Annotated in this window: 22 protein-coding genes; 10 read left to right on the top strand and 12 right to left on the bottom strand. The window is 53.7% G+C overall.

Annotation, left to right across the window (positions count from 1 at the left end):
• Positions 1-289: 289 nt before the first annotated feature.
• Positions 290-1,690: an asparagine--tRNA ligase gene (gene asnS / locus AAEY27_RS14210; protein ID WP_342321267.1), complete on the bottom strand. Its 1,401-nt coding sequence runs from the start codon at positions 1,688-1,690 to the stop codon at positions 290-292.
• A 159-nt stretch (positions 1,691-1,849) separates the two neighbouring features.
• Positions 1,850-3,052 (bottom strand): nicotinate phosphoribosyltransferase, encoded by a 1,203-nt coding sequence (gene pncB, locus AAEY27_RS14205; RefSeq protein ID WP_342321265.1) that lies wholly within the window; start codon positions 3,050-3,052, stop codon positions 1,850-1,852.
• Positions 3,053-3,316: 264 nt separating this feature from the next.
• Between pncB and pepN the strand changes: the two genes are divergently transcribed.
• Complete coding sequence (pepN, locus tag AAEY27_RS14200) at positions 3,317-5,929, top strand: aminopeptidase N (protein ID WP_342321263.1); 2,613 nt, start codon at positions 3,317-3,319, stop codon at positions 5,927-5,929.
• Between the two features lie 90 nt (positions 5,930-6,019).
• Here pepN and ssuB read toward each other — a convergent pair whose 3' ends face one another.
• From ssuB to ssuE, 5 genes are read right to left on the bottom strand one after another with little or no spacing between them, the layout of a single operon-like run.
• Positions 6,020-6,796, bottom strand: a complete 777-nt coding sequence (ssuB, locus tag AAEY27_RS14195) for an aliphatic sulfonates ABC transporter ATP-binding protein (protein WP_342321262.1) — start codon at positions 6,794-6,796, stop codon at positions 6,020-6,022.
• Positions 6,793-7,581 (bottom strand): aliphatic sulfonate ABC transporter permease SsuC, encoded by a 789-nt coding sequence (gene ssuC, locus AAEY27_RS14190; RefSeq protein WP_342321261.1) that lies wholly within the window; start codon positions 7,579-7,581, stop codon positions 6,793-6,795. The genes ssuB and ssuC overlap by 4 nt, the downstream gene beginning before the upstream one ends.
• A gap of 7 nt (positions 7,582-7,588) precedes the next feature.
• Positions 7,589-8,734, bottom strand: coding sequence for an FMNH2-dependent alkanesulfonate monooxygenase (ssuD, locus tag AAEY27_RS14185; RefSeq protein WP_342321260.1), 1,146 nt, complete (start codon positions 8,732-8,734; stop codon positions 7,589-7,591).
• Positions 8,731-9,702: a sulfonate ABC transporter substrate-binding protein gene (locus AAEY27_RS14180; protein ID WP_342321259.1), complete on the bottom strand. Its 972-nt coding sequence runs from the start codon at positions 9,700-9,702 to the stop codon at positions 8,731-8,733. The genes ssuD and AAEY27_RS14180 overlap by 4 nt, the downstream gene beginning before the upstream one ends.
• Positions 9,695-10,270 carry an NADPH-dependent FMN reductase gene (ssuE, locus tag AAEY27_RS14175; protein ID WP_342321258.1) on the bottom strand — a complete coding sequence of 192 codons (576 nt, stop codon included), beginning with the start codon at positions 10,268-10,270 and terminating at the stop codon, positions 9,695-9,697. Before ssuE ends, AAEY27_RS14180 begins: the two co-directional genes overlap by 8 nt.
• A gap of 248 nt (positions 10,271-10,518) precedes the next feature.
• Between ssuE and pyrD the strand changes: the two genes are divergently transcribed.
• Together pyrD and zapC are read left to right on the top strand one after the other, a co-directional pair.
• On the top strand, positions 10,519-11,529 hold the full coding sequence (gene pyrD, locus AAEY27_RS14170) for a quinone-dependent dihydroorotate dehydrogenase (protein ID WP_342325581.1): 1,011 nt from the start codon (positions 10,519-10,521) through the stop codon (positions 11,527-11,529).
• Positions 11,530-11,696: 167 nt separating this feature from the next.
• Entirely contained in the window at positions 11,697-12,239 is a 543-nt protein-coding gene (zapC, locus tag AAEY27_RS14165; protein WP_342321257.1) for a cell division protein ZapC, read from the top strand.
• Here zapC and AAEY27_RS14160 read toward each other — a convergent pair.
• Positions 12,236-13,345, bottom strand: coding sequence for a YcbX family protein (locus AAEY27_RS14160; RefSeq protein WP_342321256.1), 1,110 nt, complete (start codon positions 13,343-13,345; stop codon positions 12,236-12,238). The genes zapC and AAEY27_RS14160 overlap by 4 nt on opposite strands.
• Positions 13,346-13,445: 100 nt before the next feature.
• Here AAEY27_RS14160 and rlmKL point away from each other — a divergent pair, with 100 nt between their 5' ends.
• From rlmKL to rmf, 6 genes are all read left to right on the top strand, one after another.
• Positions 13,446-15,554 carry a bifunctional 23S rRNA (guanine(2069)-N(7))-methyltransferase RlmK/23S rRNA (guanine(2445)-N(2))-methyltransferase RlmL gene (gene rlmKL / locus AAEY27_RS14155; protein WP_342321255.1) on the top strand — a complete coding sequence of 703 codons (2,109 nt, stop codon included), beginning with the start codon at positions 13,446-13,448 and terminating at the stop codon, positions 15,552-15,554.
• Positions 15,555-15,566: 12 nt separating this feature from the next.
• Positions 15,567-17,474: an ABC transporter ATP-binding protein gene (locus AAEY27_RS14150; RefSeq protein ID WP_342321254.1), complete on the top strand. Its 1,908-nt coding sequence runs from the start codon at positions 15,567-15,569 to the stop codon at positions 17,472-17,474.
• A gap of 11 nt (positions 17,475-17,485) precedes the next feature.
• Complete coding sequence (pqiA, locus tag AAEY27_RS14145) at positions 17,486-18,754, top strand: membrane integrity-associated transporter subunit PqiA (protein ID WP_342321253.1); 1,269 nt, start codon at positions 17,486-17,488, stop codon at positions 18,752-18,754.
• Positions 18,744-20,381, top strand: a complete 1,638-nt coding sequence (gene pqiB, locus AAEY27_RS14140; protein ID WP_342321251.1) for an intermembrane transport protein PqiB — start codon at positions 18,744-18,746, stop codon at positions 20,379-20,381. Before pqiA ends, pqiB begins: the two co-directional genes overlap by 11 nt.
• Positions 20,381-20,953: a membrane integrity-associated transporter subunit PqiC gene (gene pqiC, locus AAEY27_RS14135; protein WP_342321250.1), complete on the top strand. Its 573-nt coding sequence runs from the start codon at positions 20,381-20,383 to the stop codon at positions 20,951-20,953. Before pqiB ends, pqiC begins: the two co-directional genes overlap by 1 nt.
• Before the next feature lie 254 nt (positions 20,954-21,207).
• Positions 21,208-21,375, top strand: a complete 168-nt coding sequence (gene rmf / locus AAEY27_RS14130) for a ribosome modulation factor (protein ID WP_017456222.1) — start codon at positions 21,208-21,210, stop codon at positions 21,373-21,375.
• Between the two features lie 72 nt (positions 21,376-21,447).
• On the opposite strand, the gene fabA is transcribed toward rmf, so the two are convergent.
• Together fabA and AAEY27_RS14120 are read right to left on the bottom strand one after the other, a co-directional pair.
• A complete protein-coding gene (fabA, locus tag AAEY27_RS14125; protein WP_342321248.1) occupies positions 21,448-21,966 on the bottom strand; it encodes a bifunctional 3-hydroxydecanoyl-ACP dehydratase/trans-2-decenoyl-ACP isomerase in 519 nt (172 codons plus the stop codon).
• A 75-nt stretch (positions 21,967-22,041) separates the two neighbouring features.
• A complete protein-coding gene (locus tag AAEY27_RS14120; protein ID WP_342321247.1) occupies positions 22,042-23,796 on the bottom strand; it encodes a Lon protease family protein in 1,755 nt (584 codons plus the stop codon).
• A 182-nt stretch (positions 23,797-23,978) separates the two neighbouring features.
• Here AAEY27_RS14120 and matP point away from each other — a divergent pair, with 182 nt between their 5' ends.
• Positions 23,979-24,437 carry a macrodomain Ter protein MatP gene (gene matP, locus AAEY27_RS14115; protein WP_342321246.1) on the top strand — a complete coding sequence of 153 codons (459 nt, stop codon included), beginning with the start codon at positions 23,979-23,981 and terminating at the stop codon, positions 24,435-24,437.
• A gap of 93 nt (positions 24,438-24,530) precedes the next feature.
• Here the strand turns inward: matP and ompA are convergent, their stop codons facing one another.
• Positions 24,531-25,580, bottom strand: a complete 1,050-nt coding sequence (gene ompA / locus AAEY27_RS14110; RefSeq protein WP_342321244.1) for a porin OmpA — start codon at positions 25,578-25,580, stop codon at positions 24,531-24,533.
• Between the two features lie 367 nt (positions 25,581-25,947).
• Positions 25,948-26,457, bottom strand: coding sequence for an SOS-induced cell division inhibitor SulA (sulA, locus tag AAEY27_RS14105; RefSeq protein ID WP_342321243.1), 510 nt, complete (start codon positions 26,455-26,457; stop codon positions 25,948-25,950).
• Positions 26,458-26,613 lie beyond the last annotated feature (156 nt).

Below are 26,613 nucleotides of genomic sequence, written 5' to 3'. Positions count from 1 at the left end.
TAAAGGCTTTCCTTATCCAGGAACGGTTCTCATCTGGGTTTTTCTTATATTTGTGTTTAGCCATCCAGATAGCTGTGTGAATTTTACCCAAATGTGCTAATTATCCGAATGAAACATCCCGCAATATTCGTAGGGGTTATTTTTTGTACACAGGTATTTCAGACGTAAAAACAGGCAAAGAAGCGTAAGCAGCGCGCTAAATGCGAGAGCAATGTCGCAAAGTTGTTAAGGAAAGTTGACAGCGAAGAGAAAGAAAAAAGCCAGCAGAGCTGCTGGCCTTGAGAGTGCATTAGAATGTCGCGTTACGCGGGGTGCGTGGGAAGGGAATAACATCACGCACGTTTTGTACGCCGGTAACGTAGGCGATCAGACGTTCGAAGCCCAGACCGAAGCCAGCGTGCGGTACGGTGCCGTAACGGCGCAGATCGCGATACCACCAGTAGTCTTCTTTGTTCAAACCCATCTCGGCCATACGCGCATCCAGCACATCGAGACGTTCTTCACGCTGGGAACCCCCAATAATTTCACCGATGCCCGGGGCCAGCACGTCCATCGCCGCAACGGTTTTACCGTCGTCGTTAAGGCGCATATAGAACGCTTTGATCTCTTTCGGGTAGTTTTTCACGACAACGGGCGCTTTAAAGTGTTTCTCGGCCAGGTAGCGCTCATGCTCGGAAGCCAGATCCACGCCCCAGTACACCGGGTTCTCGAACTTCTCACCGCATTTTTCAAGGATGGCAACCGCGTCGGTATAATCCACCTGCGCGAAATCTGCTGCGATAAAACGCTCCAGACGGCCAATCGCATCTTTATCCACGCGTTCTGCAAAGAATTGCAGATCGTCCAGACGTTCTTCCAGTGCCGCTTTAAAGGCATATTTCAGCATTGCTTCAGCGAGGCGGGCGTTATCGTCGAGATTAGCAAAGGCAATTTCCGGCTCCAGCATCCAGAACTCAGCCAGGTGGCGGCTGGTGTTGGAGTTTTCCGCGCGGAACGTGGGGCCAAAGGTATAAACCTTAGAAAGTGCGCACGCGTAAGTTTCAGCGTTCAACTGGCCGGAAACCGTCAGAAACGCTTCTTTGCCGAAGAAATCTTTATCGTAATCGACTTTGCCTTGCGCCGTGCGCGGCAGGTTTTCCATATCCAGCGTGGAAACGCGGAACATTTCGCCTGCACCTTCTGTATCCGACGCGGTGATCAGCGGGGAAGAGACCCAGAAGAAACCTTGTTCATCAAAGAAGCGGTGCAGTGCCTGCGCCAGCGTATGACGTACGCGAGCAACAGCGCCGATCAGGTTGGTGCGCGGGCGCAGGTGCGCGACTTCACGCAGATATTCAATGCTGTGGCGTTTTGCCGCCATCGGATAGGTATCCGGATCTTCAACCCAACCGGTCACTTCGACCGACGTTGCCTGAATTTCCAGACTCTGGCCTTCGCCCGGAGAAGCGACGACCTTGCCGGTCACAACCACGGAGCAGCCGGTGGTCAGATGCAGGACTTCATCATTGTAATTGGGCAGAGAATTATTAATAACGGCCTGTACAGGATTAAAGCAGGAGCCGTCATAAACGGCGAGGAAGGAGATGCCAGCTTTAGAATCTCGGCGGGTGCGCACCCATCCGCGTACGGTGACTTCACTGTCAACAGCTACGCGACTATGGAATACGTCGGCTACAGGCACAACGCTCATAATATTCTCTCTATTAATAGTCGGAAAAAATAAACACTTGTCCGCCCGAAACGGGAGGGATGACCTATGTTACCTGGCGAGCGCCATCAGACAAGCAGAATTCGCAGGAAGCATTAAGAATTTGTCGATAAAAAAGGGAGCCGCGTGGCTCCCTGATGATTAACTGGCCTTTCTGACCTGAGGAAGATCGAAAGCTTCACGCAAGGCGCGGACGAATGCTTTGTCGTGGCAAATGGTTTTGCCAGGGCTGTCGGATAATTTCGCCACCGGTTTACCGTTACACTCCACCAGTTTAATAACGATATTCAACGGCTTTACGCCTGGAATATCGCAGGTCAAACGGGTACCGATACCAAAACCAAGATTAACTCTGGCGGCGAAATGCTCGTAAAGATCCAACGCTTTATTCAGATCGAGATTGTCGGAGAAAACTAATGTTTTCGACAATGGATCAATACCCAGTTTTTCATAATGGGCGATGGCTTTTTCGCCCCATTCAACCGGGTCACCGGAGTCATGGCGCAGCCCCTGGTAACGAGTGGCGAATTCCGGCCCGAAGTCGCGTAAAAACGCATCCATGGTAATGCAGTCGGTCAATGCAATACCCAACTGATCCGGATATTCTTCCAGCCAGGCCGCCAGAGCCGCGCGCTGGCTGGTCGCCAGTTCCGGGCTGATTTGCTGGTGCGCCTGGAACCACTCATGGGCCTGCGTCCCCATCGGCGTCAGCGACAGACGGCGCGCCAAATCGTAATTACTGGTGCCGACAAACCACGGTTCTTGTTGAAGGCGCTCGACAATTGCTTGCTGCACTTCAGCGGAGAAACGACGGCGGGTGCCGAAGTCCATCAACCGGAAACCGGACATATCCCGCGAGGCGGTGCGCACAGCGAAATCCGCCAGTTTTTCTTCCAGATGCAGCAGAGCCTGCTCTACGCCGACCCGCGGCGAGCGGCAACGGTGTACCACTTCGCTGATAACCGCCAGCAGCGGCACTTCCCACATAATCACTTCGCGCCATGGGCCGGAAAGCCGAATATGCAGTTTGCCGTTATCGTTGCTGATGGTGACTTGTTGCGGGTCGTAGCGGAAGTTACGTAGCCAGTCGAGGTAATCGGTCTTAAAGAAGGGGAGGCTGGACAGCCAAAGGTACTCGTCATCCTGCAAGCGCAGATGCTGCATCGCATCCACCTGTTCGCGGATGGCGTCGGCATAAATACCGAGCAGATCATCACCGCGACAGCGGAATTCAGCCGTGACGTGCACGTCATAATAATGGTGGAACACCGCTTGCTGCATATGCAGTTTGTAGGCGTCGGTATCCAGCAGCGTTTGCAGACCAGAAAAAGCGTGTTGAGTCATGGCGCGCAGTAGCATCCTCTTACAGGAGCGTTTAGTACAATAAACAAAGCAGGTAAGTCGCTGGAGTATACCTTGTTTACCAATTTATTGAACCCCGATCACAACACATCGTGTTGAAAGGGTCGATGGCATTTCGTGCCGCTTGTTAGAAAAATGTAGCAGACAGAGCTTTTCCCTCTGAAAAGATGAACATTCCGCGTGGCGCGTTTGGGGCAACCGGAATAGACTGGAATCGTAATCAACAGAAGATGCTAAAGGTTTTTTATGACACAACAGCCACAAGCTAAATACCGCCACGATTACCGTGCGCCGGAATACCTGATTAGTGATATTGACTTGACCTTCGACCTTGACGCCGCAAAAACCGTCGTCACCGCGCTGAGTACAGTGTCACGCCATAGCGCCTCTGCTGTGCCGCTGCGCCTGGATGGCGGCGAACTGACCTTGATTTCCATTCATGTAAATGATGAACCCTGGACCAATTATAAAGAAGAAGGCTCCCAGCTGGTTATTGATGGTTTACCAGAGCGGTTTACGCTGCGCATCGTCAATGAAATCAGCCCGGCGGCGAATACCGCGCTGGAAGGGGTGTATCAATCCGGCGAAGCGCTTTGTACGCAGTGTGAAGCCGAAGGGTTCCGTCACATTACCTGGTATCTTGACCGCCCCGACGTGCTGGCGCGTTTTACCACAAAGCTGATTGCCGATAAAACCCGTTATCCGTTCCTGCTTTCCAACGGCAACCGTGTCGATCAGGGCGAGCTGGATAATGGCCGTCACTGGGTGCAGTGGCAGGATCCGTTCCCGAAACCGTGCTACCTGTTTGCGCTGGTCGCCGGTGATTTCGATGTGCTGCGCGATACCTTCACAACCCGCTCCGGGCGTGAAGTGGCGCTGGAGTTGTATGTCGATCGTGGCAACCTGGATCGCGCGCCGTGGGCGATGACCTCTCTGAAAAATTCCATGAAGTGGGATGAACAGCGTTTCGGCCTGGAGTATGACCTCGACATTTATATGATCGTCGCCGTCGACTTCTTCAATATGGGCGCGATGGAAAACAAAGGGTTGAACATCTTCAACTCGAAATATGTTCTTGCCCGCACCGACACCGCAACCGATAAAGATTATCTCGATATTGAACGCGTGATCGGCCATGAATATTTCCACAACTGGACCGGCAACCGTGTGACCTGCCGCGACTGGTTCCAACTAAGCCTGAAAGAGGGGTTGACGGTGTTCCGCGATCAGGAGTTCAGTTCCGATCTCGGTTCCCGCGCGGTTAATCGCATCAACAACGTGCGCACCATGCGCGGCTTGCAGTTCGCCGAAGACGCCAGCCCGATGGCGCACCCGATCCGCCCAGATAAAGTTATTGAAATGAATAACTTCTACACTCTGACGGTGTACGAAAAAGGCGCGGAAGTGATTCGTATGATGCATACGCTGCTGGGCGAAGAAAACTTCCAGAAAGGGATGCAGCTCTATTTCGAACGCCATGACGGTAGTGCCGCCACCTGTGATGATTTCGTGCAGGCGATGGAAGACGCTTCGAATATCGATTTGTCCCATTTCCGCCGCTGGTACAGCCAGGCCGGCACGCCGATTGTCTCGGTGCAGGATGATTACAACCCGAACACCGAACAGTACACGCTGACCATCAGCCAGCGCACGCCGCCGACGGCAGAGCAGCAGGAGAAACAGCCGCTGCATATTCCGTTCGATATCGAACTGTATGACAACGATGGCAAGGTGATCCCGCTGCAAAAAGACGGCCATCCGGTGCACAACGTGTTAAACGTGACGCAAGCGGAGCAGACGTTTGTCTTTGATAATGTCCACTTCCAGCCGGTGCCGTCGCTGCTGCGTGAGTTCTCCGCGCCGGTGAAACTGGAATATAAATGGAGCGATCAGCAACTGACGTTCCTGATGCGCCATGCCAGCAATGACTTCTCTCGCTGGGATGCGGCGCAAAGTCTGCTGGCGACGCACATTAAATTGAACGTGGCCCGCCACCAGCAAGGGCAGCCACTCTCTCTGCCGCTGCATGTCGCGGATGCGTTCCGGGCGATCCTGCTGGATGAGCAGATCGATCCGGCGCTGGCAGCCGAGATCCTGACGCTGCCGTCGGCGAACGAAATTGCCGAGCTGTTCGACATTATCGATCCGATTGCTATCGCCGCCGTAAGAGAAGCACTGACGCGCACGCTCGCCACCGAGCTTGCCGATGAATGCCTGGCGATTTACAACGCGCACAAACTTGATAGTTACCAGGTTGAACACGCTGATATCGGCAAGCGCTCTTTGCGCAACACCTGCCTGCGTTTTCTGGCGTTTGGTGATGCGCAACTGGCCGACAAGCTGATCAGCCAGCAGTATCACGAAGCGGACAACATGACCGATGCGCTGGCCGCACTCTCTGCGGCCGTCGCTGCACAACTGCCATGCCGCGATGCGCTGATGCAGGAATACGATGATAAGTGGCATCACGACGGTCTGGTAATGGACAAATGGTTTATGCTGCAAGCCACTAGCCCGGCGGCCAATGTGCTGGAAACCGTGCGTGGTTTGCTGAAACACCGTTCATTCACGCTCAGCAACCCGAACCGCATTCGCTCGCTGATTGGCGCGTTCGCGGGCAGCAACCCGGCGGCGTTCCATGCGCAGGACGGCAGTGGTTATCAGTTCCTGGCTGAGATGTTGACGGAACTTAACAGCCGCAACCCGCAGGTGGCGTCGCGTTTGATTGAGCCGCTCATTCGCCTCAAACGCTATGACGAAAACCGCCAGGCCCTGATGCGAGCCGCGCTGGAGCAACTGAAAGCGCTGCCGAATCTCTCCGGCGATCTGTACGAGAAGGTTAGCAAAGCGCTGGCGTAATGATGTAATTGCCCGGTGGCGCTGCGATTACCGGGCCTACGTTTGCTTCGTAGGTCGGATAAGGCGCAGCCGCCATCCGGCGATATTCCATCAAGCGTGGCGGGTTTGAGGCAAAACAACGCTTTCTGATTCGCCGCGCTGCATTACCCGGTTCAGCACTTGCTCTTCCAGCTCCGCCAGCCTTACCGATCCCAGGCGGCGCGGGCGCGGCAGGTCGATGGTCAAATCGAGACCGATTTTCCCTTCTTCTATGAGTAAAACGCGATCCGCCATGGCGACCGCTTCGCTGACATCATGCGTCACCAACACCACCGTGAACCCTTGCGCTTGCCACAATTCGGTGATCAGCGCCTGCATCTCCAGCCGGGTCAGCGCATCCAGCGCGCCTAACGGTTCGTCGAGCAGCAGCAAACCTGGTTGATGAACCAGCGCACGCGCCAGCGCGACACGTTGTTTTTGCCCGCCGGAAAGCGCCGCAGGCCACTCCGCTGCCCGTTGCTCTAAGCCTACTGATTGCAGCGCGTTTTGCGCGGCATCACGCCAGCGGCCTTTCAGCCCCAGTCCAACATTATCGATAACCGATTTCCACGGCAGCAGCCGCGCATCCTGAAACATCATGCGTGTGTCGTGCTGAATGGTCGCCAGCCGGGTCGTTCCCGCCAGCAGTTCACCGGCAGTGGGGGATTCCAGCCCGGCTAACAGCCGCAGTAGAGTACTTTTTCCGCCGCCGCTTCGACCCACAACTGCAACAAATTGTCCGGCGGCAATATGCAAATCCAGCGCATTCAGGACCAGATTATCGCCGTAGCGTTTGGTCACCCCGTTTAACAACAGCGGGATCCCTTGATTGAGTCGGGCGGTTTTCATGCCGTTGCCTCCTTCACATGGTAAGCGGGATGCCAGCGCAGCCACAGGCGTTCAAGCAACTGCGCGCTGACGTCAGCCAGTTTGCCGAGCAGGGCGTAGAGAACAATCGCCACCACCACCACATCGGTTTGCAGAAATTCACGGGCGTTCATCGCCAGATAACCGATCCCCGCGTTGGCTGAAATCGTTTCGGCGACAATCAAGGTCAGCCACATCAGACCAAGGGCAAAGCGCACGCCGACCATAATCGACGGCAGCGCGCCGGGCAGAACTACATGGGTGAAAAGGGCAAAGCCAGAAAGCCCATAACTGCGCGCCATCTCCAGCAGGCCTCTGTCGATATTGCGGATCCCGTGCCAGGTATTGATATAAATCGGAAACAGCGTGCCGAGCGCGACAAGGAAAATTTTCGCGCTTTCGTCGATGCCGAACCACAAGATAACCAGCGGGATCAACGCCAGATGCGGTACATTTCGCAGCATCTGAATTGAGGTATCCAGCAGGCGTTCTCCCCAGCGCGACAGGCCGCTAATCAGCCCGAGCGCCAGGCCAATGCTGCCGCCAATTGAAAAGCCAATCAGTGCGCGCCAGGAACTGATCGCCAGGTGTTGCCACAATTCACCGCTGGCGCTCAGTGTCCAGAATGCTTCCACGACGCCTTCTGGTGAAGGAAGAATACGCGTAGATAACCAGCCGACCGAAGAGGCAATCTGCCAGATCACCACAATGACGCTTGGCAACAGCCAGGGCGCCAGGCGCAACAACCATTTGTTCTGTGCAACCATATATGCCTCAGCTTTGTGCCACCTTGCGGGGAATAAACTCGTTCGCCACCGTTTCGCCCTGAAGCTGCAGCGGTTGCGGCTGCGGGATCTCGGGAATGGCGACATCCAGATGCGGGAACAGCAGTTCGCCCACACGATACGCCTCTTCAAGATGCGGGTAGCCAGAAAGAATAAAACTGTCGATGCCGAGCGCCGCATATTCATTAATGCGGGCCGCTACGGTTGGGCCATCGCCTACCAACGCCGTTCCCGCGCCGCCGCGCACCAGCCCGACGCCGGCCCATAAGTTGGGGCTAATCTCCAACTGGTCGCGTCTGCCTCTATGCAACGCCGCCATGCGTTGTTGGCCGATGGAGTCCTGGCGCGCAAAAGCCGCTTGCGCTTTCTCAATAGTGGCATCGTCCAGATGAGAAATCAGGTTGTCCGCTGCCTGCCAGGCTTCGGCATTGGTTTCGCGGACAATCACATGCAGGCGAATACCAAACCGCACTTTGCGCCCGCGCACCGCCGCTTTTTCCCGCACCTGCGCAATCTTCTCTTTTACCTGCTCCGGCGGCTCGCCCCAGGTCAGATAGAGATCCACTTGCTCAGCCGCCAAATCCTGCGCGACATCCGATGAACCCCCGAAATAGAGCGGCGGGCGCGGCTGTTGGATGGGCGGGAAAAAGAGCTTCGCGCCGCGCACATGAATATGTTTGCCTTCGAAATCGACCGTCTCGCCCTCCAGCAAACGCCGCCAGACATGGGTAAATTCTGACGACACTTCATAGCGCTCGGTGTGATCAAGAAACACGCCGTCGCCAGCCAGTTCCTGCGGATCGCTGCCGGTCACCAGGTTAAACAGCGCGCGGCCATTCGACAGCCTGTCCAGCGTGGCCGCCTGACGTGCCGCCACCGTCGGTGAAATAACGCTTGGGCGCAGAGCGACAAGGAATTTCAGCCGCTGGGTTACCGGGATCAGCGATGCTGCCACCAGCCAGGCATCTTCACAGGAACGCCCGGTCGGGATCAGTACACCGCTAAACCCCAGCCGATCGGCAGCCTGCGCGATTTGCTGTAAATATGAATGATCCACCGGTCGCGATCCGTGGTCGGTGCCAAGATAGTGACCATCACCGTGGGTAGGTAAAAACCAGAAAAGATTCAGGCTCATGATTTCGCTCCTTGTGAGGTTGGCTGCCAGATACGGCTACGGATATCGACTTTCTTCGGTACCAGATGGTTGTCGTAAAAGAGATCCGCGGTTTGCTGCTGCAACGCGGCGGTGGCGTCGTTGACCGGTGTGATTTTGGTGGGTGGACGATGATCGAAATAGGTGGCAATAACCGGTTGCGGCAGACCCATGGTTTTCGCCAGTAGCGCAACGCTTTCATCACGCTGGCTAATGGTTAGCGCATCGGCTTCGCTAAAGGTATCCAGCACGCCTTGAATAAAGGCGCCGTTTTGCTCCGCATACGGGCGCGCGGCCAAATAGAAGGATCCGGTCTGCTTCAGGGTTTCGCCGTCTTTCAGCACACGCACGCCGCCTTGCAACAGCGCGGCGGAGTAGTAAGGATCCCAAATGGCCCACGCGTCGACATTGTTTTGCTGAAACGCTGCTCGGGCATCCGCCGGGCTGAGATAAACGGGCTGAATATCGCTGAATGTCAATCCCGCTTGTTGCAGCGCGCGCAGCAATAAATTGTGCGAACTGGAGCCTTTCTGGAAAGCGACTTTTCGTCCTTTCAGGTCGGCGACGGTTTTAATTGGGCTGTTTTGTGCAACAAGGATCACTTCGGCTTTCGGTTTGGCCGGTTCAGCACCGACATACAGCAGGTCGGCGCCTGCAGCCTGTGCAAAGATAGGCGGAATATCACCTGTGCTACCAAGATCAATGCTGCCGACATTCAGTGCTTCCAGCATTTGCGGCCCGGCCGGGAACTCAATCCACGAGATTTTGGTGTTCGGGTAACGTTTTTCCAGCAGCCCGTGGCTTTTCGCCAGCACCATACTGACGCTGCCTTTTTGGTAGCCGATCCGTAACGCATCTGGCGCAGGTTCGGCGGCGTGTGACAAGGCGGAAAAAGCGAATAAACTACTCAGCACGAGCCCGTGCGCTGAGCGTTTGAGATGCTTAAACATGGGCGACTCCTTGCGGGGAATGGAAATCCGGTGCTTGAATATCGCGGCGGTGCAGTGCCTGCCAAAAGGTTTCCAGCGCGTTATCCAGGCGGGTTTGCAAGTTGGAGGTGAGATGGGGTTTGTGCTGATAATCCAGCACCTGGCTGTCATCAGCAAAAACGCCGTGGAGGATCTCTTGCGCTTTGAGCGCGCTCAATACGGGGGTTAATGCATAATCGACCGCGAGCATATGGGCGACGGTACCGCCCGTTGCCAGTGGCAGCACAACTTTGCCTTCCAGCGCCCGTTCGGGCAGCAGATCCAACAGCGTTTTTAGCGCGCCGGTATAAGCGGCTTTATAGATAGGCGTGGCGACAATCAGCCCGTCGGCGCCTTTCAACTGTTCAATAAAGGTTTGCAACGCCGGGCTATCAACGCGCGCGTAGAGCAGGTCTTCCGGTGCGAAGTTTTGCAGATGCCAGTGACACACTTCAACATCCTGCGCATTTAGCCGCTCGCGGGCATACTCCAGTAGTGCGCTGGAGCGGGAAGGGAAGCGTGGGCTTCCGGCCAGGGTGACAACTCGCATAATCGCTCCTTATAACCAATTGTTTGCTTTTAGATAACATTGATAACAATTAGCCGCAGTGTGACAGAGGCGATTTATTCCACTAAATGATTTATTCGAAGAAAAATTGCCGAAATTTGCATAAAGGAAAGCGAAGAAGGTAAACGTTTGCGTCGATTTGTCTTTTTTTGCCGCAGGTCAATTCCTTTTCCGCGCGCTTTCGCTGATAATACGCCCCCGGTTTGCACACCGGGAATCCAGGAGAGTTCATGTACTATCCCTTCGTTCGTAAAGCCCTTTTCCAGTTCGATCCAGAACGCGCTCATGAATTGACGTTTCAACAACTGCGCCGCATTACCGGCACGCCGCTTGAAGCCCTTGTACGCCAACGCGTACCGGAAAAACCCGTTCAATGTATGGGGCTGACCTTTAAAAACCCGTTGGGCCTGGCGGCCGGTCTGGATAAAAACGGCGAATGCATTGATGCACTGGGTGCGATGGGGTTTGGCTCCATCGAAATTGGTACCGTTACGCCACGCCCGCAGCCGGGCAACGACAAGCCGAGGATCTTCCGGCTGGTGGATGCCGAGGGCCTGATCAACCGCATGGGCTTTAACAATCTCGGCGTGGATAACCTGGTCGAGAACGTTAAAAAGTCGCATTTTGACGGTGTGCTGGGGATTAATATTGGCAAGAATAAAGATACGCCGGTAGAGCAAGGTAAAGATGACTACCTGATTTGCATGGAAAAAATCTATGCTTATGCCGGTTATATCGCAATTAATATTTCTTCGCCTAATACCCCGGGGCTGCGCACGCTGCAATATGGCGAAGCGCTGGACGATCTTCTGACGGCAATTAAAAATAAGCAAAACGATCTACAAAAACTCCACCATAAATATGTTCCGGTGGCTGTGAAGATCGCACCGGATCTTTCTGAGGAAGAACTGATCCAGGTTGCCGATAGTTTAGTTCGCCACAATATTGATGGTGTTATTGCCACCAATACAACTCTGGAAAGATCGTTAGTGCAGGGAATGAAACATTGCGAAGAAATGGGTGGTTTAAGTGGCCGTCCTCTGCAATTAAAAAGTACAGAAATAATCCGAAGACTGTCGCAGGAATTAAATGGTCGCTTACCGATTATTGGCGTCGGCGGTATCGACTCGGTGATCGCCGCCCGCGAGAAGATTGCGGCAGGTGCGACACTGGTGCAAATTTATTCTGGTTTTATTTTTAAAGGCCCGCCGCTGATTAAAGAAATCGTTACTCATATCTAATCTTTTTCCCATCCTTTGCATCCAGGGCTTTATTTCCAGCCCTGGTTGTTTTATATTCCGTCACTGTTGCTAATTTAAACATTTTAGTCTTTTATTATTAGATTAATTAACGAGGCGGCAAACAGGATGAAAAAGTTACAGGATGTTTAAAGGAAGGGGAGAGAGAAATGCAAATTAAACCTGACGATAATTGGCGCTGGTATTTCGATGATGAGCATGACCGCATGATGCTCGATTTAGCCAATGGCATGTTATTTCGCTCCCGATTCGCTCGTAAAATGCTGACACCAGATGCTTTCTCGCCATCTGGTTTTTGCGTTGATGACGCCGCACTTTATTTCTCCTTCGATGAAAAATGCCGCGATTTAGAATTATCTAATGAGCAGCGCGCCGAACTGGTGCTCAACGCGCTGGTTGCCATTCGTTTCCTCAAACCGCAAATGCCGAAAAGCTGGCATTTTATGACCCACGAAGCGCTGTGGTCGCCGGTCACCGGTGAAGGTGCTTGTGTCTGGTTAAGCGACACGCAAGAGTGCGTGAATTTGCTGGTGGTTGAACCGGGCGAAAACGCCGCATTGTGCCTGCTGGCGCAACCCGGCGTGGTGATTGCCGGGCGCACAATGCAACTGGGCGATGCCATCAAAATTATGAACGATCGCCTGAAACCGCAGCTTCGCGCCGCGAGTCTCCGTTTCGAGCAGGCCGTTTAAGCTTCAAGCCTCAGCGATGTTTTCGGAATGCAACTGCAACTGAGGATCGTCCCATCCTGCGCAATCGCTGATTTCTTCATTGCATTGACTTCACCTTCCACTAAACGAATCCGGCAACAGCCGCAAATCCCCGCCCGGCAGGAATAAGGCACGCGAATGCCCTGGTTTTCCAGTTGCTCCAGCAACACCTGTTGATTGTTGCCACGAAACTTTTGCCCTTGCCAGTCAATTTCTACGGTATCTGCCGGTTGAATATCCGGTTCAAAGGATTCGGCCACTTCGCCTGCGCCATACACTTTCGCCGGCGCCGTTGCCAGAACGGCAACTTCATCACCCACGCGGATCACGCCGCTGTTACGCGCAATCAAGTTCTGCCCAAAATCAACTTCATCGTTATCCTGCGCGGTACGGAAACTTTGCAGCGTGGTGAGTGGTTCACCTGAAGGGTGTTTCTGCCCGCGTTCCGGGCTAACGGTCGTAAACACACAGCGGCTGCACGGTTTGACGACATCAAACACTACCTCGCCAATGCGCACCACTTTCCAGCTATCTTCTGCCCACGCTGGTGCGCCCGTAACCACCAGATTGGGGCGAAACTGTTCCATCTTCACGCTGGCCGGGCAGCGGTTTTGCAAATCGCGTAGCGAAGCTTCGTTGGTTAATAAATAAGGAAACCCATCGGCGAACGATAATGGCACATCGTCGTGGCGTTTTACGCGGCGGGTCAATTGCGGGCCAACCCAGCGTAACTGCACGTCGCGACCAAAAAAGCCGCTAAGCCAGCGGTTGATCTCTACGGGTGCGATAAGCGCCGTAAAATGGTTGCCCCACACTTCCGTCGGCGCGCCTTCGGGCGCAAAATCCGCAAAGCGAATGACCGCACTGCTACCGTCCGGCGCGGTCAAATGCAAACCGTCGGTTAACGGTGATGGCATAAAGCGCACCATTTGCGGAAACTGGCGTGCAGTAATGAAGGTGCCATCGGGCTGAGTGACCATAAAAACACGGTCGAAGGCGAGGCCGCTAATGTCGGCAAGCGCATGCGTCAGGCCGATACCGCGCATGGATTTCACCGGATGGATATAAAGACGTGAAAGCGTAGGCACGTCTTCCTCCCTGTTAGACGAAAAATGGCCCTCAACTTTATGACATGCACGCCAGATTAGCTATAATGCGCAACAATTTTCGTTGAGTGTAAGTGACATTATGATTTCTCTGTTTGCCAGTACGGCCCGTGGGCTGGAAGAGCTGTTAAAAACTGAACTGGAAAAACTCGGTGCCGTAGAGTGCCGCGTTGTTCAGGGTGGTGTCCATTTTGAAGGTGACACACGGCTCCTGTACCAAAGCCTGATGTGGAGTCGCCTGGCTTCGCGCATTATGCTGCCGCTTGGCGAGTGCAAGGTTTATAGCGATCTTGACCTCTATCTCGGTGTGCAGGCGATCAACTGGACAGAGATTTTCAATCCGGGCGCGACCTTCGCGGTGCATTTCAGCGGTCTGAATGATGAGATCCGCAACAGCCAGTACGGTGCATTGAAAGTAAAAGACGCCATCGTCGACAGCTTCACCCGCAAAAACCTGCCGCGCCCGAACGTCGAGCGCGAATTGCCGGACCTGCGTATTAATGTCTGGTTGAATCAGGATACGGCGAATATCTCCCTTGATTTGAGCGGCGAAGGCCTGCATCTGCGCGGCTACCGCGATCGTGCTGGTCTTGCGCCTATTAAAGAAAACCTTGCTGCGGCGATTGTCATGCGTTCCGGCTGGCAGGCGGGAACACCGCTGCTGGATCCGATGTGTGGTTCCGGCACGCTGCTGATCGAAGCCGCGATGGCGGCAACCGATCGCGCGCCGGGCTTACACCGTGGTCACTGGGGTTTTAGCTGCTGGGCTCAGCACGATGAAGCGCTCTGGCAAGAGGTGAAGGCTGAGGCGCAAACGCGCGCTCGTCAGGGCCTCGCCGGTTATGAATCCCGTTTCTATGGCTCCGACAGCGATGCGCGCGTGATCGATATTGCCCGTAAAAACGCCCGTCGCGCCGGAATTGGCGAACTGATCACCTTCGATGTGAAAGATGTCGCTCAACTCAGCAATCCGTTACCGAGCGGCCCGTACGGTACGGTCATCAGTAACCCCCCTTATGGCGAGCGTCTGGAGAGCGAACCAGCGCTCATCGCCTTACACAGCCTGCTGGGGCGTCTGCTGAAAACGCAGTTTGGCGGCTGGAACCTGTCGCTGTTCAGCGCTTCGGTCGATCTGCTCAACTGCTTGCAACTGCGCGCCGAGCGTCAATTTAAAGCCAAAAACGGCCCGCTGGATTGCGTGCAGAAAAACTACCATTTGGCGGAAAGCACCGGCGAAGCGAAAGTCCCGGCGATGGCGGAAGATTATGCAAACCGCCTGCGCAAAAACGTTAAAAAACTGGAGAAATGGGCGCGTCAGGAAGGTATCGAATGCTACCGTCTGTATGATGCCGATCTGCCGGATTACAATGTCGCCGTCGATCGCTATGCCGATTGGGTGGTCGTGCAGGAGTATGCCGCGCCAAAAACCATCGATGCACAAAAAGCGCGTCAGCGTCTGTTCGACATCATTGCCGCCACCATTCAGGTGCTGGGTATTGCGCCGAACAAACTGGTGCTGAAAACCCGTGAACGTCAAAAGGGCAGTAACCAGTACCAGAAGATGAACGAGAAGGGCGACTTTATGGAAGTGAGCGAATACAACGCTCGTCTGTGGGTCAACCTGACGGATTATCTGGATACGGGTCTGTTCCTTGATCACCGTATCGCCCGCCGTATGCTGGGCCAAATGAGTAAAGGCAAAGATTTTCTCAACCTTTTCTCCTACACCGGTAGCGCCAGTGTGCACGCAGGGCTGGGCGGCGCGCGTTCCACCACCACGGTGGATATGTCACGCACCTATCTGGAATGGGCTGAACGCAACTTGCGCCTGAACGGCTTGAGCGGGCGTGCACATCGGCTGATCCAGGCGGATTGCCTCGGCTGGCTGCGCGAAACTGACGAGCAGTTCGACCTGATCTTTATCGATCCGCCGACCTTCTCCAACTCGAAACGTATGGAAGACTCTTTCGATGTGCAGCGCGATCATATGCGTTTGATGGAAGATCTGAAGCGTCTGCTGCGTAAGGGCGGCACCATCATGTTTTCCAATAACAAACGCGGTTTCCGTATGGATCACGACGGGCTGGCGAAACTGGGTCTGCAGGCACAAGAAATTACTCAAAAAACGCAGTCGCAGGATTTTGCCCGCAACCGTCAAATCCACAACTGCTGGCTGATTACCGCAGCCTGAAAGGATAAATAAATGTCATTAATCAGTATGCATGGCGCATGGCTGTCGTTCAGCGACGCACCGCTTCTCGATAATGCAGAGCTGCATATCGAAGAAAACGAACGCGTCTGTCTGGTCGGACGTAACGGCGCGGGTAAATCGACACTGATGAAGATCCTCAACCGGGAAATTAACCTGGACGATGGTCGCATTGTGTATGAACAAGATTTAGTCGTGGCGCGCCTGCAACAGGATCCGCCTCGTAACGTCAGCGGAAGTGTCTACGATTTCGTTGCCGAAGGTATTGAAGAGCAGGCAGAGTACCTGAAGCGTTATCACGAAGTTTCCCATCTGGTGATGAGCGATCCGAGCGATAAAAACCTCGCCGAGCTGGCGCGGGTGCAGGAAATGCTGGATCACCACGGCCTGTGGCAGCTGGAAAACCGGATTAACGAAGTGCTGGCGCAACTGGGGCTGACGGCAGATATGTCGCTCTCTGCGCTTTCCGGCGGGTGGCTGCGTAAGGCGGCGCTCGGGCGTGCGCTGGTGAGTGGGCCGCGCGTGTTGCTGCTCGACGAACCGACTAACCATCTGGACATCGAAACCATCGACTGGCTGGAAGGTTTCCTGAAGTCGTTTGGCGGCACCATTATCTTTATCTCGCACGACCGTTCGTTTATCCGCAATATGGCGACGCGCATTGTCGATCTCGATCGCGGCAAATTGGTCTCTTATCCGGGCAATTACGATCAGTATTTGCTGGAAAAAGAAGAAATGCTGCGCGTGGAAGAGCTGCAAAATGCCGAGTTCGATCGCAAGCTGGCGCAAGAAGAAGTGTGGATCCGCCAGGGCATTAAGGCACGTCGTACCCGTAACGAAGGGCGCGTTCGCGCACTGAAAGCGATGCGCCACGAGCGAAGCGAACGTCGCGAAGTGATGGGCAGTGCGAAAATGCAGGTCGAAGAAGCGTCCCGCTCCGGCAAGATTGTCTTCGAGATGGAACACGTTAACTACGGCGTTGATGGAAAAGTGCTGGTGCATGATTTCTCTACGCAGGTGCTGCGCGGCGACAAAATTGCTTTGATTGGCCCGAACGGCTGCGGCAAAACCACACTGTTGAAACTGATGCTGGATCAACTGAAAGCAGACAGCGGACGTGTTCACGTCGGTACCAAGCTGGAAGTGGCTTATTTCGATCAGCACCGTGCTGAGCTGGATCCTGATAAAACCGTGATGGATAACCTCGCGGAAGGGAAGCAGGAAGTGCTGGTCAACGGTAAGCCGCGCCACATTTTGGGGTATCTGCAGGACTTCCTGTTCCACCCGAAACGGGCAATGACGCCGGTGCGTGCGCTCTCTGGCGGGGAACGTAACCGTTTGCTGTTGGCGCGTCTGTTCCTCAAACCCAGCAACTTGCTGATTCTCGATGAACCGACCAACGACCTGGACGTCGAAACGTTGGAACTGTTGGAGGAGTTGATCGACAGCTATCAGGGCACCGTGTTGCTGGTGAGCCACGATCGTCAGTTTGTTGATAATACCGTGACCGAATGCTGGATTTTTGAAGGTCAGGGCCGTATCGGCCAGTATGTTGGCGGTTACCATGACGCCCGTGGCCAGCAGAGCGCTTCGCAAGCCTATAAACAGGCCGCTGCGCAAAAAAGCGCGGAAGCGCCTGCTGCCAAAGGCGAAACTGTCAAACGCAACACGAACAAACTAAGCTATAACCTGCAACGTGAGCTGGAACAGTTGCCGCAGAAGCTGGAACAACTGGAAGCACAACTGGAAACGTTGCAGGCACAGGTGGCCGATGCTAACTTTTTCAGCCAGCCTCACGATCATACGCAGAAAGTCTTAGCTGATATGGCTTCGGCGGAGCAGGCGCTGGAAGAAGCGTTTGAACGCTGGGAGTATCTGGAGGCTCTTAAAAACGGCGCATAAAGGGAGCCTGTATGTGTGAACATCACAACGCCACTCGCCATATTCTTTGCTCGCAATGTGACATGCTGGCGGCGTTGCCGCCGTTGCAACATGGACACAAAGCGGCTTGCCCGCGCTGCGGCACAACATTGACAACCGAGTGGGACGCGCCGCGGCAGCGTCCCACCGCGTATGCGATCGTTGCGCTATTTATGTTACTGCTCTCCAACCTTTTTCCCTTCGTGAATATGAAAGTGGCAGGCGTCGCCAGTGAAGTGACGCTGCTGCAAATCCCCGGCGTGATGTTTTCGGAAGACTACGCCAGCCTCGGCACTTTCTTCCTATTATTCGTGCAACTGGTCCCGGCATTCTGCCTGGTCACTATTCTGCTGCTGGTTAATCGTGTGCGGATGGATTTTCGCCTGAAAATCGCGCTGGCGCGGATCTTGTTCCAACTAAAAAGTTGGGGCATGGCCGAGATCTTTCTCGCTGGTGTGCTGGTCAGTTTCGTTAAATTAATGGCGTACGGGGATGTGGGGATCGGCAGCAGTTTTCTCCCCTGGTGCCTGTTTTGCCTGCTGCAATTGCGCGCGTTTCAGTGCGTCGATCGCCACTGGCTGTGGGACGATATCGCGCCCGCGCCGAAGCTTGACCAACATGTTCAAGTTGGTGTGCCGGGGATCCGCCAGGGGCTTCGCTCCTGTCCGTGTTGCACGGCGATCGTCGCCATTGATCAACCGGTTTGCCCGCGCTGCCATACCCGGGGACATGCCCGGCGGCGTAATAGCGTTCAATGGACGCTGGCACTACTGGTGACGGCGATGATGCTTTATCTGCCTGCTAATATCTTGCCGATCATGGTGACCGATTTGCTTGGCGACCGTATGCCTTCGACCATTCTGGCCGGCGTGGTGCTGTTATGGAGCGAAGGGTCTTATCCGGTGGCGTTGGTCATTTTTATCGCCAGTATTATGGTGCCGACACTGAAGATGATCGGTATCGCCTGGCTGTGTATTGATGCGAAAGGTCACGGCAAGCGCGACTGCGAGCGTATGCACTTTATTTATGAAGTGGTGGAGTTCGTCGGGCGCTGGTCGATGATTGATGTCTTTGTTATTGCTGTACTGTCCGCGCTGGTTCGAATGGGCGGACTGATGAATATCTATCCTGCGATGGGTGCGCTTATGTTTGCGCTGGTCGTTATTATTACGATGTTTGCGGCAATGACTTTCGACCCGCGCCTGAGCTGGGATCGTGAGCCACAAACGCACCATGAGGAGCCGTTAGAACATGGGGAATAAAAATGGGGAAGCCAACGTGCAGAAAGTGAGAAACTGGTCGCCGGTGTGGATTTTCCCGATTGTGACTGCGCTGATTGGCGCGTGGATACTTTTCTATCACTACAGCCACCAGGGGCCGGAAGTGACCCTGATTACCAATAATGCGGAAGGTATTGTCGGCGGCAAAACGACGATCAAAAGTCGCAGTGTCGATGTCGGCGTGGTGGAAAGCACGACACTGACGGATGATTTAACCCACGTTGAAATCAAAGCGCGGCTGAATTCCGGCATGGAAAAGCTGTTGCATAACGACTCGGTATTTTGGGTGGTTAAACCGCAGATCGGTCGCGAGGGCGTCAGCGGATTGGGCACACTGCTTTCCGGTGCGTATATCGAACTCCAGCCCGGCGTGAAAGGCAATGCACCTGAACGCTACAATTTGCTCGACTCACCGCCGCTGGCACCGCCAGATGCTAAAGGGATCCGCGTGATCCTCGACAGTAACAAAGCCGGCCAACTGGCTGCGGGCGATCCGGTGCTGTTCCGTGGTTATCGTGTTGGCTCGGTCGAAACCAGTACCTTTGATACGCAAAAACGCACCATGAGCTACCAGCTTTTTATCAATGCGCCAAACGATCGGCTGGTAACCAGCAATGTGCGTTTCTGGAAAGACAGCGGTATTGCGGTCGATCTCACCTCGGCAGGTATGCGGGTAGAGATGGGTTCGTTGACCACATTGTTTGGCGGCGGTGTCAGTTTTGATGTGCCGGATGGCATGGATTTAGGCCAGCCGGTAGCGGAGAAAGCTGCGTTCAAACTGTATGACGATCAGCGCAGCATTCAGGACTCGCTCTATACCGACCATATCGATTACCTGATGTTCTTCAAAGATTCTATCCGTGGGCTGCAACCCGGCGCGCCGGTGGAGTTTCGCGGCATTCGTCTGGGGACAGTGAGCAAAGTGCCGTTCTTTACATCGAGCATGCGGCAGGCGTTGAACGACGATTACCGGATTCCGATCCTCATCCGTATTGAACCGGAACGGCTGGCTAACCAGTTGGGCGAAGATCCGGATATGACCGCACACCTGAATGCGTTGCTCAAACGCGGCCTGCGCGGCTCGCTGAAAACGGGCAACATTGTCACTGGCGCGCTGTATGTGGATCTGGACTTCTACACTAATGCGCCGCCGGTCGACGGAATGCGTGAGTTTGCCGGTTACCCGATTATCCCGACCATGAGCGGCGGGCTGGCGCAAATCCAGCAGAGGCTGATGGACACGCTGGATAAGATCAACAATCTGCCGCTAAACCCTATGATCCAACAGGCGACAAATACACTGTCGGAAAGCCAGCAAACGCTTAAGCGCCTGCAAACAACGCTGGATAATCTGAACAAATTGACAGCTAGCCAGTCGATGCAGCAACTTCCGGCGGATATGCAAACGACACTGCGCGAACTCAACCGCAGTATGCAGGGCTTCCAGCCTGGGTCGGCCGCCTATAACAAGATGGTGGCGGATATGCAGCGTCTGGATCAGGTGCTGCGCGAACTGCAGCCGGTACTGAAAACGCTTAACGATAAGAGCAACGCGCTGGTATTCGAAGCGAAAGGGAAAGACGATCCGCAGCCGAAGAGGGCGAAATAATGAAAAAGTGCGCATTGGCTATGCTTGCGTTGCTGCTGACTGCCTGTAGCAGTGGTGACGATAACAAAAGTTACTATCAACTGCCTTCGCCGCCGCTCACCACGGTGCAGTCTAATACCGGGCAGGAGCAGGGAAATCGCCAACTGTGGGTTGAGCAGGTGTCAGTACCGGATTATCTGGCAGGCAATGGCGTGGTGTATCAAACCAGCGATGTGCAGTATGTTATCGCCAATAACAATCTTTGGGCCAGCCCGCTCGATCAGCAGTTACGTAACACGCTGGTGGCTAATCTCAGCAACCAATTGCCGGGTTGGGTGGTTGCATCGCAGCCGCTGGGCAGTGAGCAAGATACGCTGAATGTTACGGTGACGGGTTTTCACGGGCGCTACGACGGGCGGGTTATTGTCAGCGGTGAATGGCTGCTCAAACATCAGGGACGGCTGATCAAACGACCATTCCATATTGAACTTAAGCAGCAGCAGGATGGTTATGACAATATGGTTAAAATGCTGGCGCAGGGTTGGCAGCAGGAAGCGGTCAGTATCGCGGCTGAGCTAAATCGTCTGCCATAAGTTGATTTTATGAATGAAAAAACCGTCACAGGCAAAAGCTGTGGCGGTTTTTTTTGTCTTTATGCTCAATTCATTACTTGTGCTGGTTCACAGTTTTTGTACAAATGAACTTTCGTGTAGCTCACATTTATGACACTGGCGTGAATTTTGCGCATTGACGGCAAGGTTCATTCAAGGTATTTCTGACCTGTGGCTGCACGTTTAGTGACCACTGTTTTCTTTTCCACCAGATCACATAATGAGGGAAACGAGGCATGAAGAGACAAAAACGAGATCGCCTGGAACGGGCACATCAACGTGGATATCAGGCTGGTATTACCGGACGCCCTAAGGAAATGTGTCCTTACCAAACCCTGAATCAAAGGTCCGAGTGGCTGGGAGGCTGGCGGGAAGCCATGGAAGACAGGGCCGTAATTGCCTGATTCTGTCTCTTTAGGAAAAGAAACCTCCGCATGGCGGAGGTTTCGCGCATATAGCGGGTGTGTGACCCTCTATCAGAAAGTAGAAGTATCCTGGAAAAGACCCACTTTCAGATCGGCTGCAGTGTAGATAACGCGGCCATCGACCAGCACTTCACCATCTGCCAGGCCCATAATCAAACGACGGTTAACAATGCGTTTAAAGTGAATGCGGTAGGTGACTTTTTTCGCCGTTGGCAGAATCTGACCGGTAAATTTCACTTCACCTACGCCCAGCGCACGGCCTTTGCCTTCGCCACCGAGCCAGCCCAGATAGAAACCAACCAGCTGCCACATGGCATCCAGACCGAGGCAGCCCGGCATGACCGGATCGCCAATGAAATGACAGCCAAAGAACCACAGGTCCGGATTGATATCCAGCTCGGCTTCCACATAACCTTTATCGAAGTTACCGCCGGTCTCGGTCATTTTGACCACACGGTCCATCATCAGCATGCTAGGAGCCGGTAATTGCGGGCCCTTTTCGCCAAACAGTTCGCCGCGACCAGAGGCTAGAAGATCTTCTTTTGTATAGGATTCGCGTTTATCTACCATGTTCTCAGTAAGCCTTATTTGTAATTTCGGACGCAGGATAGCTAACACGTGTACGCTGAACAAGTCCGATCAGTTTTACGAAAACCAATTTAACCAGCGCAGCGGCCACGAGAAGCGATGGCGTGCATCCTGCTGCGTTGCCTGCGCGATACGTTCCTGAATGATTTGCTTAAGGTTGTTTTGCCCCTCGGCATCCCATGCCAGGCCCATTAATAAGGGTAGTGCATCCATCACGTCGTCCACTGCCCAAATGAAGAATTGCTGCGCCTGGATAGCATTCAGCAGGTCCTGATGCAGGCATAGATGGCGAACATTTGCCGACGGAATAATGACGCCTTGTTGACCTGTCAATTCGCGCTGCTGGCAAATCGCGAAAAACCCTTCGATCTTCTCGTTCAACCCACCGACGGGCTGCGAGCGACCAAACTGATCCACCGAGCCCGTAATAGCAATGCTTTGATTGATGGGCACTTCTGCCAGCGCACTCATCAATGCGCAGAGTTCAGCCATTGACGCGCTGTCACCATCGACTTCGCTATAGGATTGCTCAAACGTCAGCGAGGCGGAGAAGGGAATCTGCTGTTCCAGCTCCAGTTCTGCCATCAGGAACGCTTGCATGATCATCATGCCTTTGGCGTGAATGTTACCGCCCAGCTCCGCTTTACGTTCGATATCGTTGAATTCACCGTCGCCAACATGCACCACGCAGCTGATGCGCGATGGTTCGCCAAATGCGCGCGGATGGCCAGGAAATTCGATTACCGACAGTGCGTTAATCTGACCGACGCGCTCACCTTCGGTTTCAATCAGGATCTGCTCTAGCAGGATCTCATCCTGCATACGTTCAGCCAGGAACCCTTCGCGCCACTCGCGCTGCGCGAGCATCGCTTGCAACGATTCACTGCTGAACGAAGCGCTGTCAGACAGAGCGGCCACTTCGCGTAGCTGGCGAGACAGCCACAATGGACAAAGAGGCAACGTTTCCTGATCACCGGTATAACGCACGGCTTCACGAATTAATGTCGGCCATGCATCTGCTGCCGGGGAGGGTAATTGCGCCTCGCGTGCGATTTGTTCAACCCATTGACGCCACACGCCCATCGTTTCGCTGTCAGCGATTTGCAGCGTTTCTTCATACTCGCTGTAAATAGCCTGTGAGGCGAGCTCAGGCTCCATCTCCTGGAATTCGGCGAGTGATTCGCGCTCACCGACCAGAATCACTTTAAGATCCAGCGGCATAGATGGCACAATGACCGGTAGCGGACGCGACTCGTCAAAAGAAACCCAGTCGAAACGGCGCTGCGTGACCATGGTTTTCAGGCGCATCCACAGCAGCGGTTGGGCCAACAACGTGCGCAATGAAATAATTAATACGCCGCCGTTAGCCTTGTGAACCAGACCAGGTTGAAGAGTGATCTCCTGATTGAACTGGCGCAGACAGCCGAAGAGCTGCTCAGCTTCAACCCAATCGGCAATAGCAGTGGCTTGTTTGCCCGCGAAGGTAGAATGCGCGTCAGTAGAGGGTTCGAAGTGGATCGTCGAACCGTTGATATGATACTCACCACCCGCGAGTGGGCGGTTTTCAGGGATCAGCTGGGTGGCAGCGTTGGCAATGAGCGCCAGATATTCGGCTTCTTCAGGCGCTTTGGCCAGTAAAAAGCGTGACGTTGCCTGCGGATAGAGCAGTTGCTCCAGCGCGTATTGTAATCGGGGTTGTGTATCGGCCAGTGAGAAGTCCGTTTCGCGCGCTAATGCGGACGATTCAAACACTTCCTGATAACTGTCGGTATCAGGAACCAGGTCGTTCCATTCGAGTTTTGTAATGGTCAAAGTCGTCTTTTTAGTCGGCTGTAAAAGGCGGGATTATACCGTAAACGCACGTGCAGCACACACGGATTACGCGCTTCGGCTTTGGGAAGCGTGGGTAAGGTTCACAGGTGGCGATTTCTTCTGAGCAGAGTTAGAAAAAACTGATATTCTGAACTGAGTTACGCGGTAACGTTGAGAAAGCAATGAAATATCAACAACTGGAAAATCTCGAAAGCGGCTGGAAATGGAAATATCTGGTCAAAAAGCATCGTGAAGGGGAATTAATCACGCGCTATATAGAAGCCAGTGCTGCTAAAGATGCAGTCGATGTATTGTTGACCCTCGAAAATGAACCGGTGCAGGTCAATAGCTGGATTGGGCAACATATGAACCCCGCGTTGGTTAACCGGATGAAGCAAACCATTCGCGCTCGCCGCAAGCGGCATTTTAACGCTGAGCATCAGCATACGCGTAAAAAATCTATCGACCTGGAGTTTGTTGTCTGGCAAAGATTAGCGGGCCTGGCACAGCGGCGAGGTAAAACGCTCTCTGAAACAATTGTGCAGTTGATTGAAGACGCGGAGCATAAAGAAAAGTATGCAACGAAAATGTCGACGCTGAAACACGACTTGCAGGCGTTGCTGGGTAAAGAGAAAGAGTAGGTATTAATTCTCTCAGCCGCCATGGCTCTTCGACACTAAAAACAAGACAACAAAAAACCCCGCGCAATGGCGGGGTTTTTTCTGACGGAGAACTTAAGCCTGCGGCTGAGTTACAACGTCTTTGATACCTTTAACTTCGATCTCTACGCGACGATCCGGTGCCAGGCAATCGATCAGAGCTGCACGAGCCTTCACGTTGTCACAAGTGTTGCCAGTAACCGGGTTGGATTCGCCCATACCACGTGCGGAGATTTTGTTCGCCGGGATACCTTTGGAAACCAGGTAATCAACAACGGACTGAGCACGTTTCTCAGACAGACCTTGGTTGTAAGCGTCGGAACCGATACGGTCGGTGAAGCCCAGAACCACTACGGAGCCGTCTTTCGGATCCAGGTTGCTCAGTTGGCTGTACAGCTGATCCAGCGCCTGCTGACCTTCTGGTTTCAGGGTCGCTTTGTTGAAGGTGAACAGAACGTCAGACTTCAGGGTGAAGTGTTTGGTCTGTACTTCCGGAGCTGGGGCTGGAGCCGGAGCAACTACCGGAGCAGCTTCTTCCTGCTGGCCGAAACGGTAGGAAACACCTACGCTCAGCAGACCGTTGTCCGGACGACCACCAACGGTGTTCGCGTCACCAATGTTATTAGTCCATTGGTATTCCAGACGGGTAGCGATATCGCGGGTAACTGCCCACTCAACACCACCAGCGAAGACCGGGGAAACACCGGTATCGTGATCTTTGAAGCCTTGGTTGTTTTTAGCGTCTGCACGCCAAACCATACCACCCAGACGGGTGTACAGATCCAAGTCATCAGTGATCGGGTAACCCAGTTTAGCGGTCAGTTGAACGCCCTGAGCTTTGAATGCGCCGTTTACATCGCTGCCTTTGTACGGCATACGGCCCAGCCAGTCGTAGCCCAGTTCAAAGCCAACATACGGGTTAACCTGATAACCACCGAACGCACCAGCACCTAACTGGCTTTCGTGAGTCGGGCCATTGTTAGGGATCTGGTTGTTACCAACATCGTGGAACTGAGACCAGCCCAGTTTAGCACCTGTATACCAGGTGTTATCTTTCGGAGCGGCCTGCGCTACGGTAGCGAAGCCAGCCAGTGCCACTGCAATCGCGATAGCTGTCTTTTTCATTTTTTGCGCCTCGTTATCATCCAAAAATCGCCATGGAAATCTCGAAGAGATGCCACGGTTAAATCCTTCACCGGGGGCATTGCTCACTGACAACTCTGCAGATATCTTTACCGATATCTTTGGCTTATGCCGAGCACCCCTGGCGATGTAAAGTCTACAACGTAGTTGGAAACTTACAAGTGTGAACTCCGTCAGGCATATGAAAAAAAAGGCTTTGTGTACACAATATTTAACAATTGTGATGAAGAACTGTACGACACTGATTATCTACAAACCACGCCACACAGGCTTTGCCGCTGTATTTCACTAATAAATTTGAAAAGCCGGTAATAGATAAAAATAATGCCAGGAAAACTCCTAAATTTACTCAATGATACAAATTAGAGTGAATTTTTATCCCGGAAAGCTGTCTCGCAGCCAGAGGATCATGGCGGATGGGACGCATAACGAAGCCAATTGCGTTACCTTCTTCTGCTGCCGCCGCTAATCTCAGATTCTCTTCTTCGGTTAGTTCATCGGCATGCCAGCCTATGACGACGCTGTAATTGCCGGTTCGCAAAGCACGAATCATTGACTCCAGCGTCAAGCCGGGAGAGAGCTGATTGATCTGCATGACTTTGGTAAGGGGCAAGCCAGCGGATTGAACCCATTCGCGGCTCAGTTTTTGCTGGGGTGTAAGCCATAACTGCCAGCGAGATTGCTGGCCAAGCTGCTGTAGCAAAGGTAGTAAAAGTAACTGAGTCATCATGGGCTGGTCTTCTCGATAGACCACTTCGCTAATCAGCCCGGTAGCAATGCTAGTGGATTCAACATGGTTCAATGTGTTGAGTGCGGAAGCGAATGTTGTTGAACGGTTAGCATAGTTTGCAGTGTGCATGATCAATCCAGCCCTGTGGGTTACTGTATAAATGTACAGTAACCTCTGAATGTTCAAAGATCAACCTCATTTTCTGAAACTAACTCGCATTTTTGTTTTATCTCTCACTCGGAATGAAAAATTCGCTTGCCGTCCTGCTCACAGTTGCCTATTTTC

The organism is Kosakonia sp. BYX6 (genome assembly GCF_038449125.1).
Taxonomy (GTDB): Bacteria; Pseudomonadota; Gammaproteobacteria; order Enterobacterales; family Enterobacteriaceae; genus Kosakonia; species Kosakonia calanthes.
The sequence above is the reverse complement of the archived record's forward strand: the minus strand, read 5'-3'. Positions and strand labels throughout refer to the sequence as shown.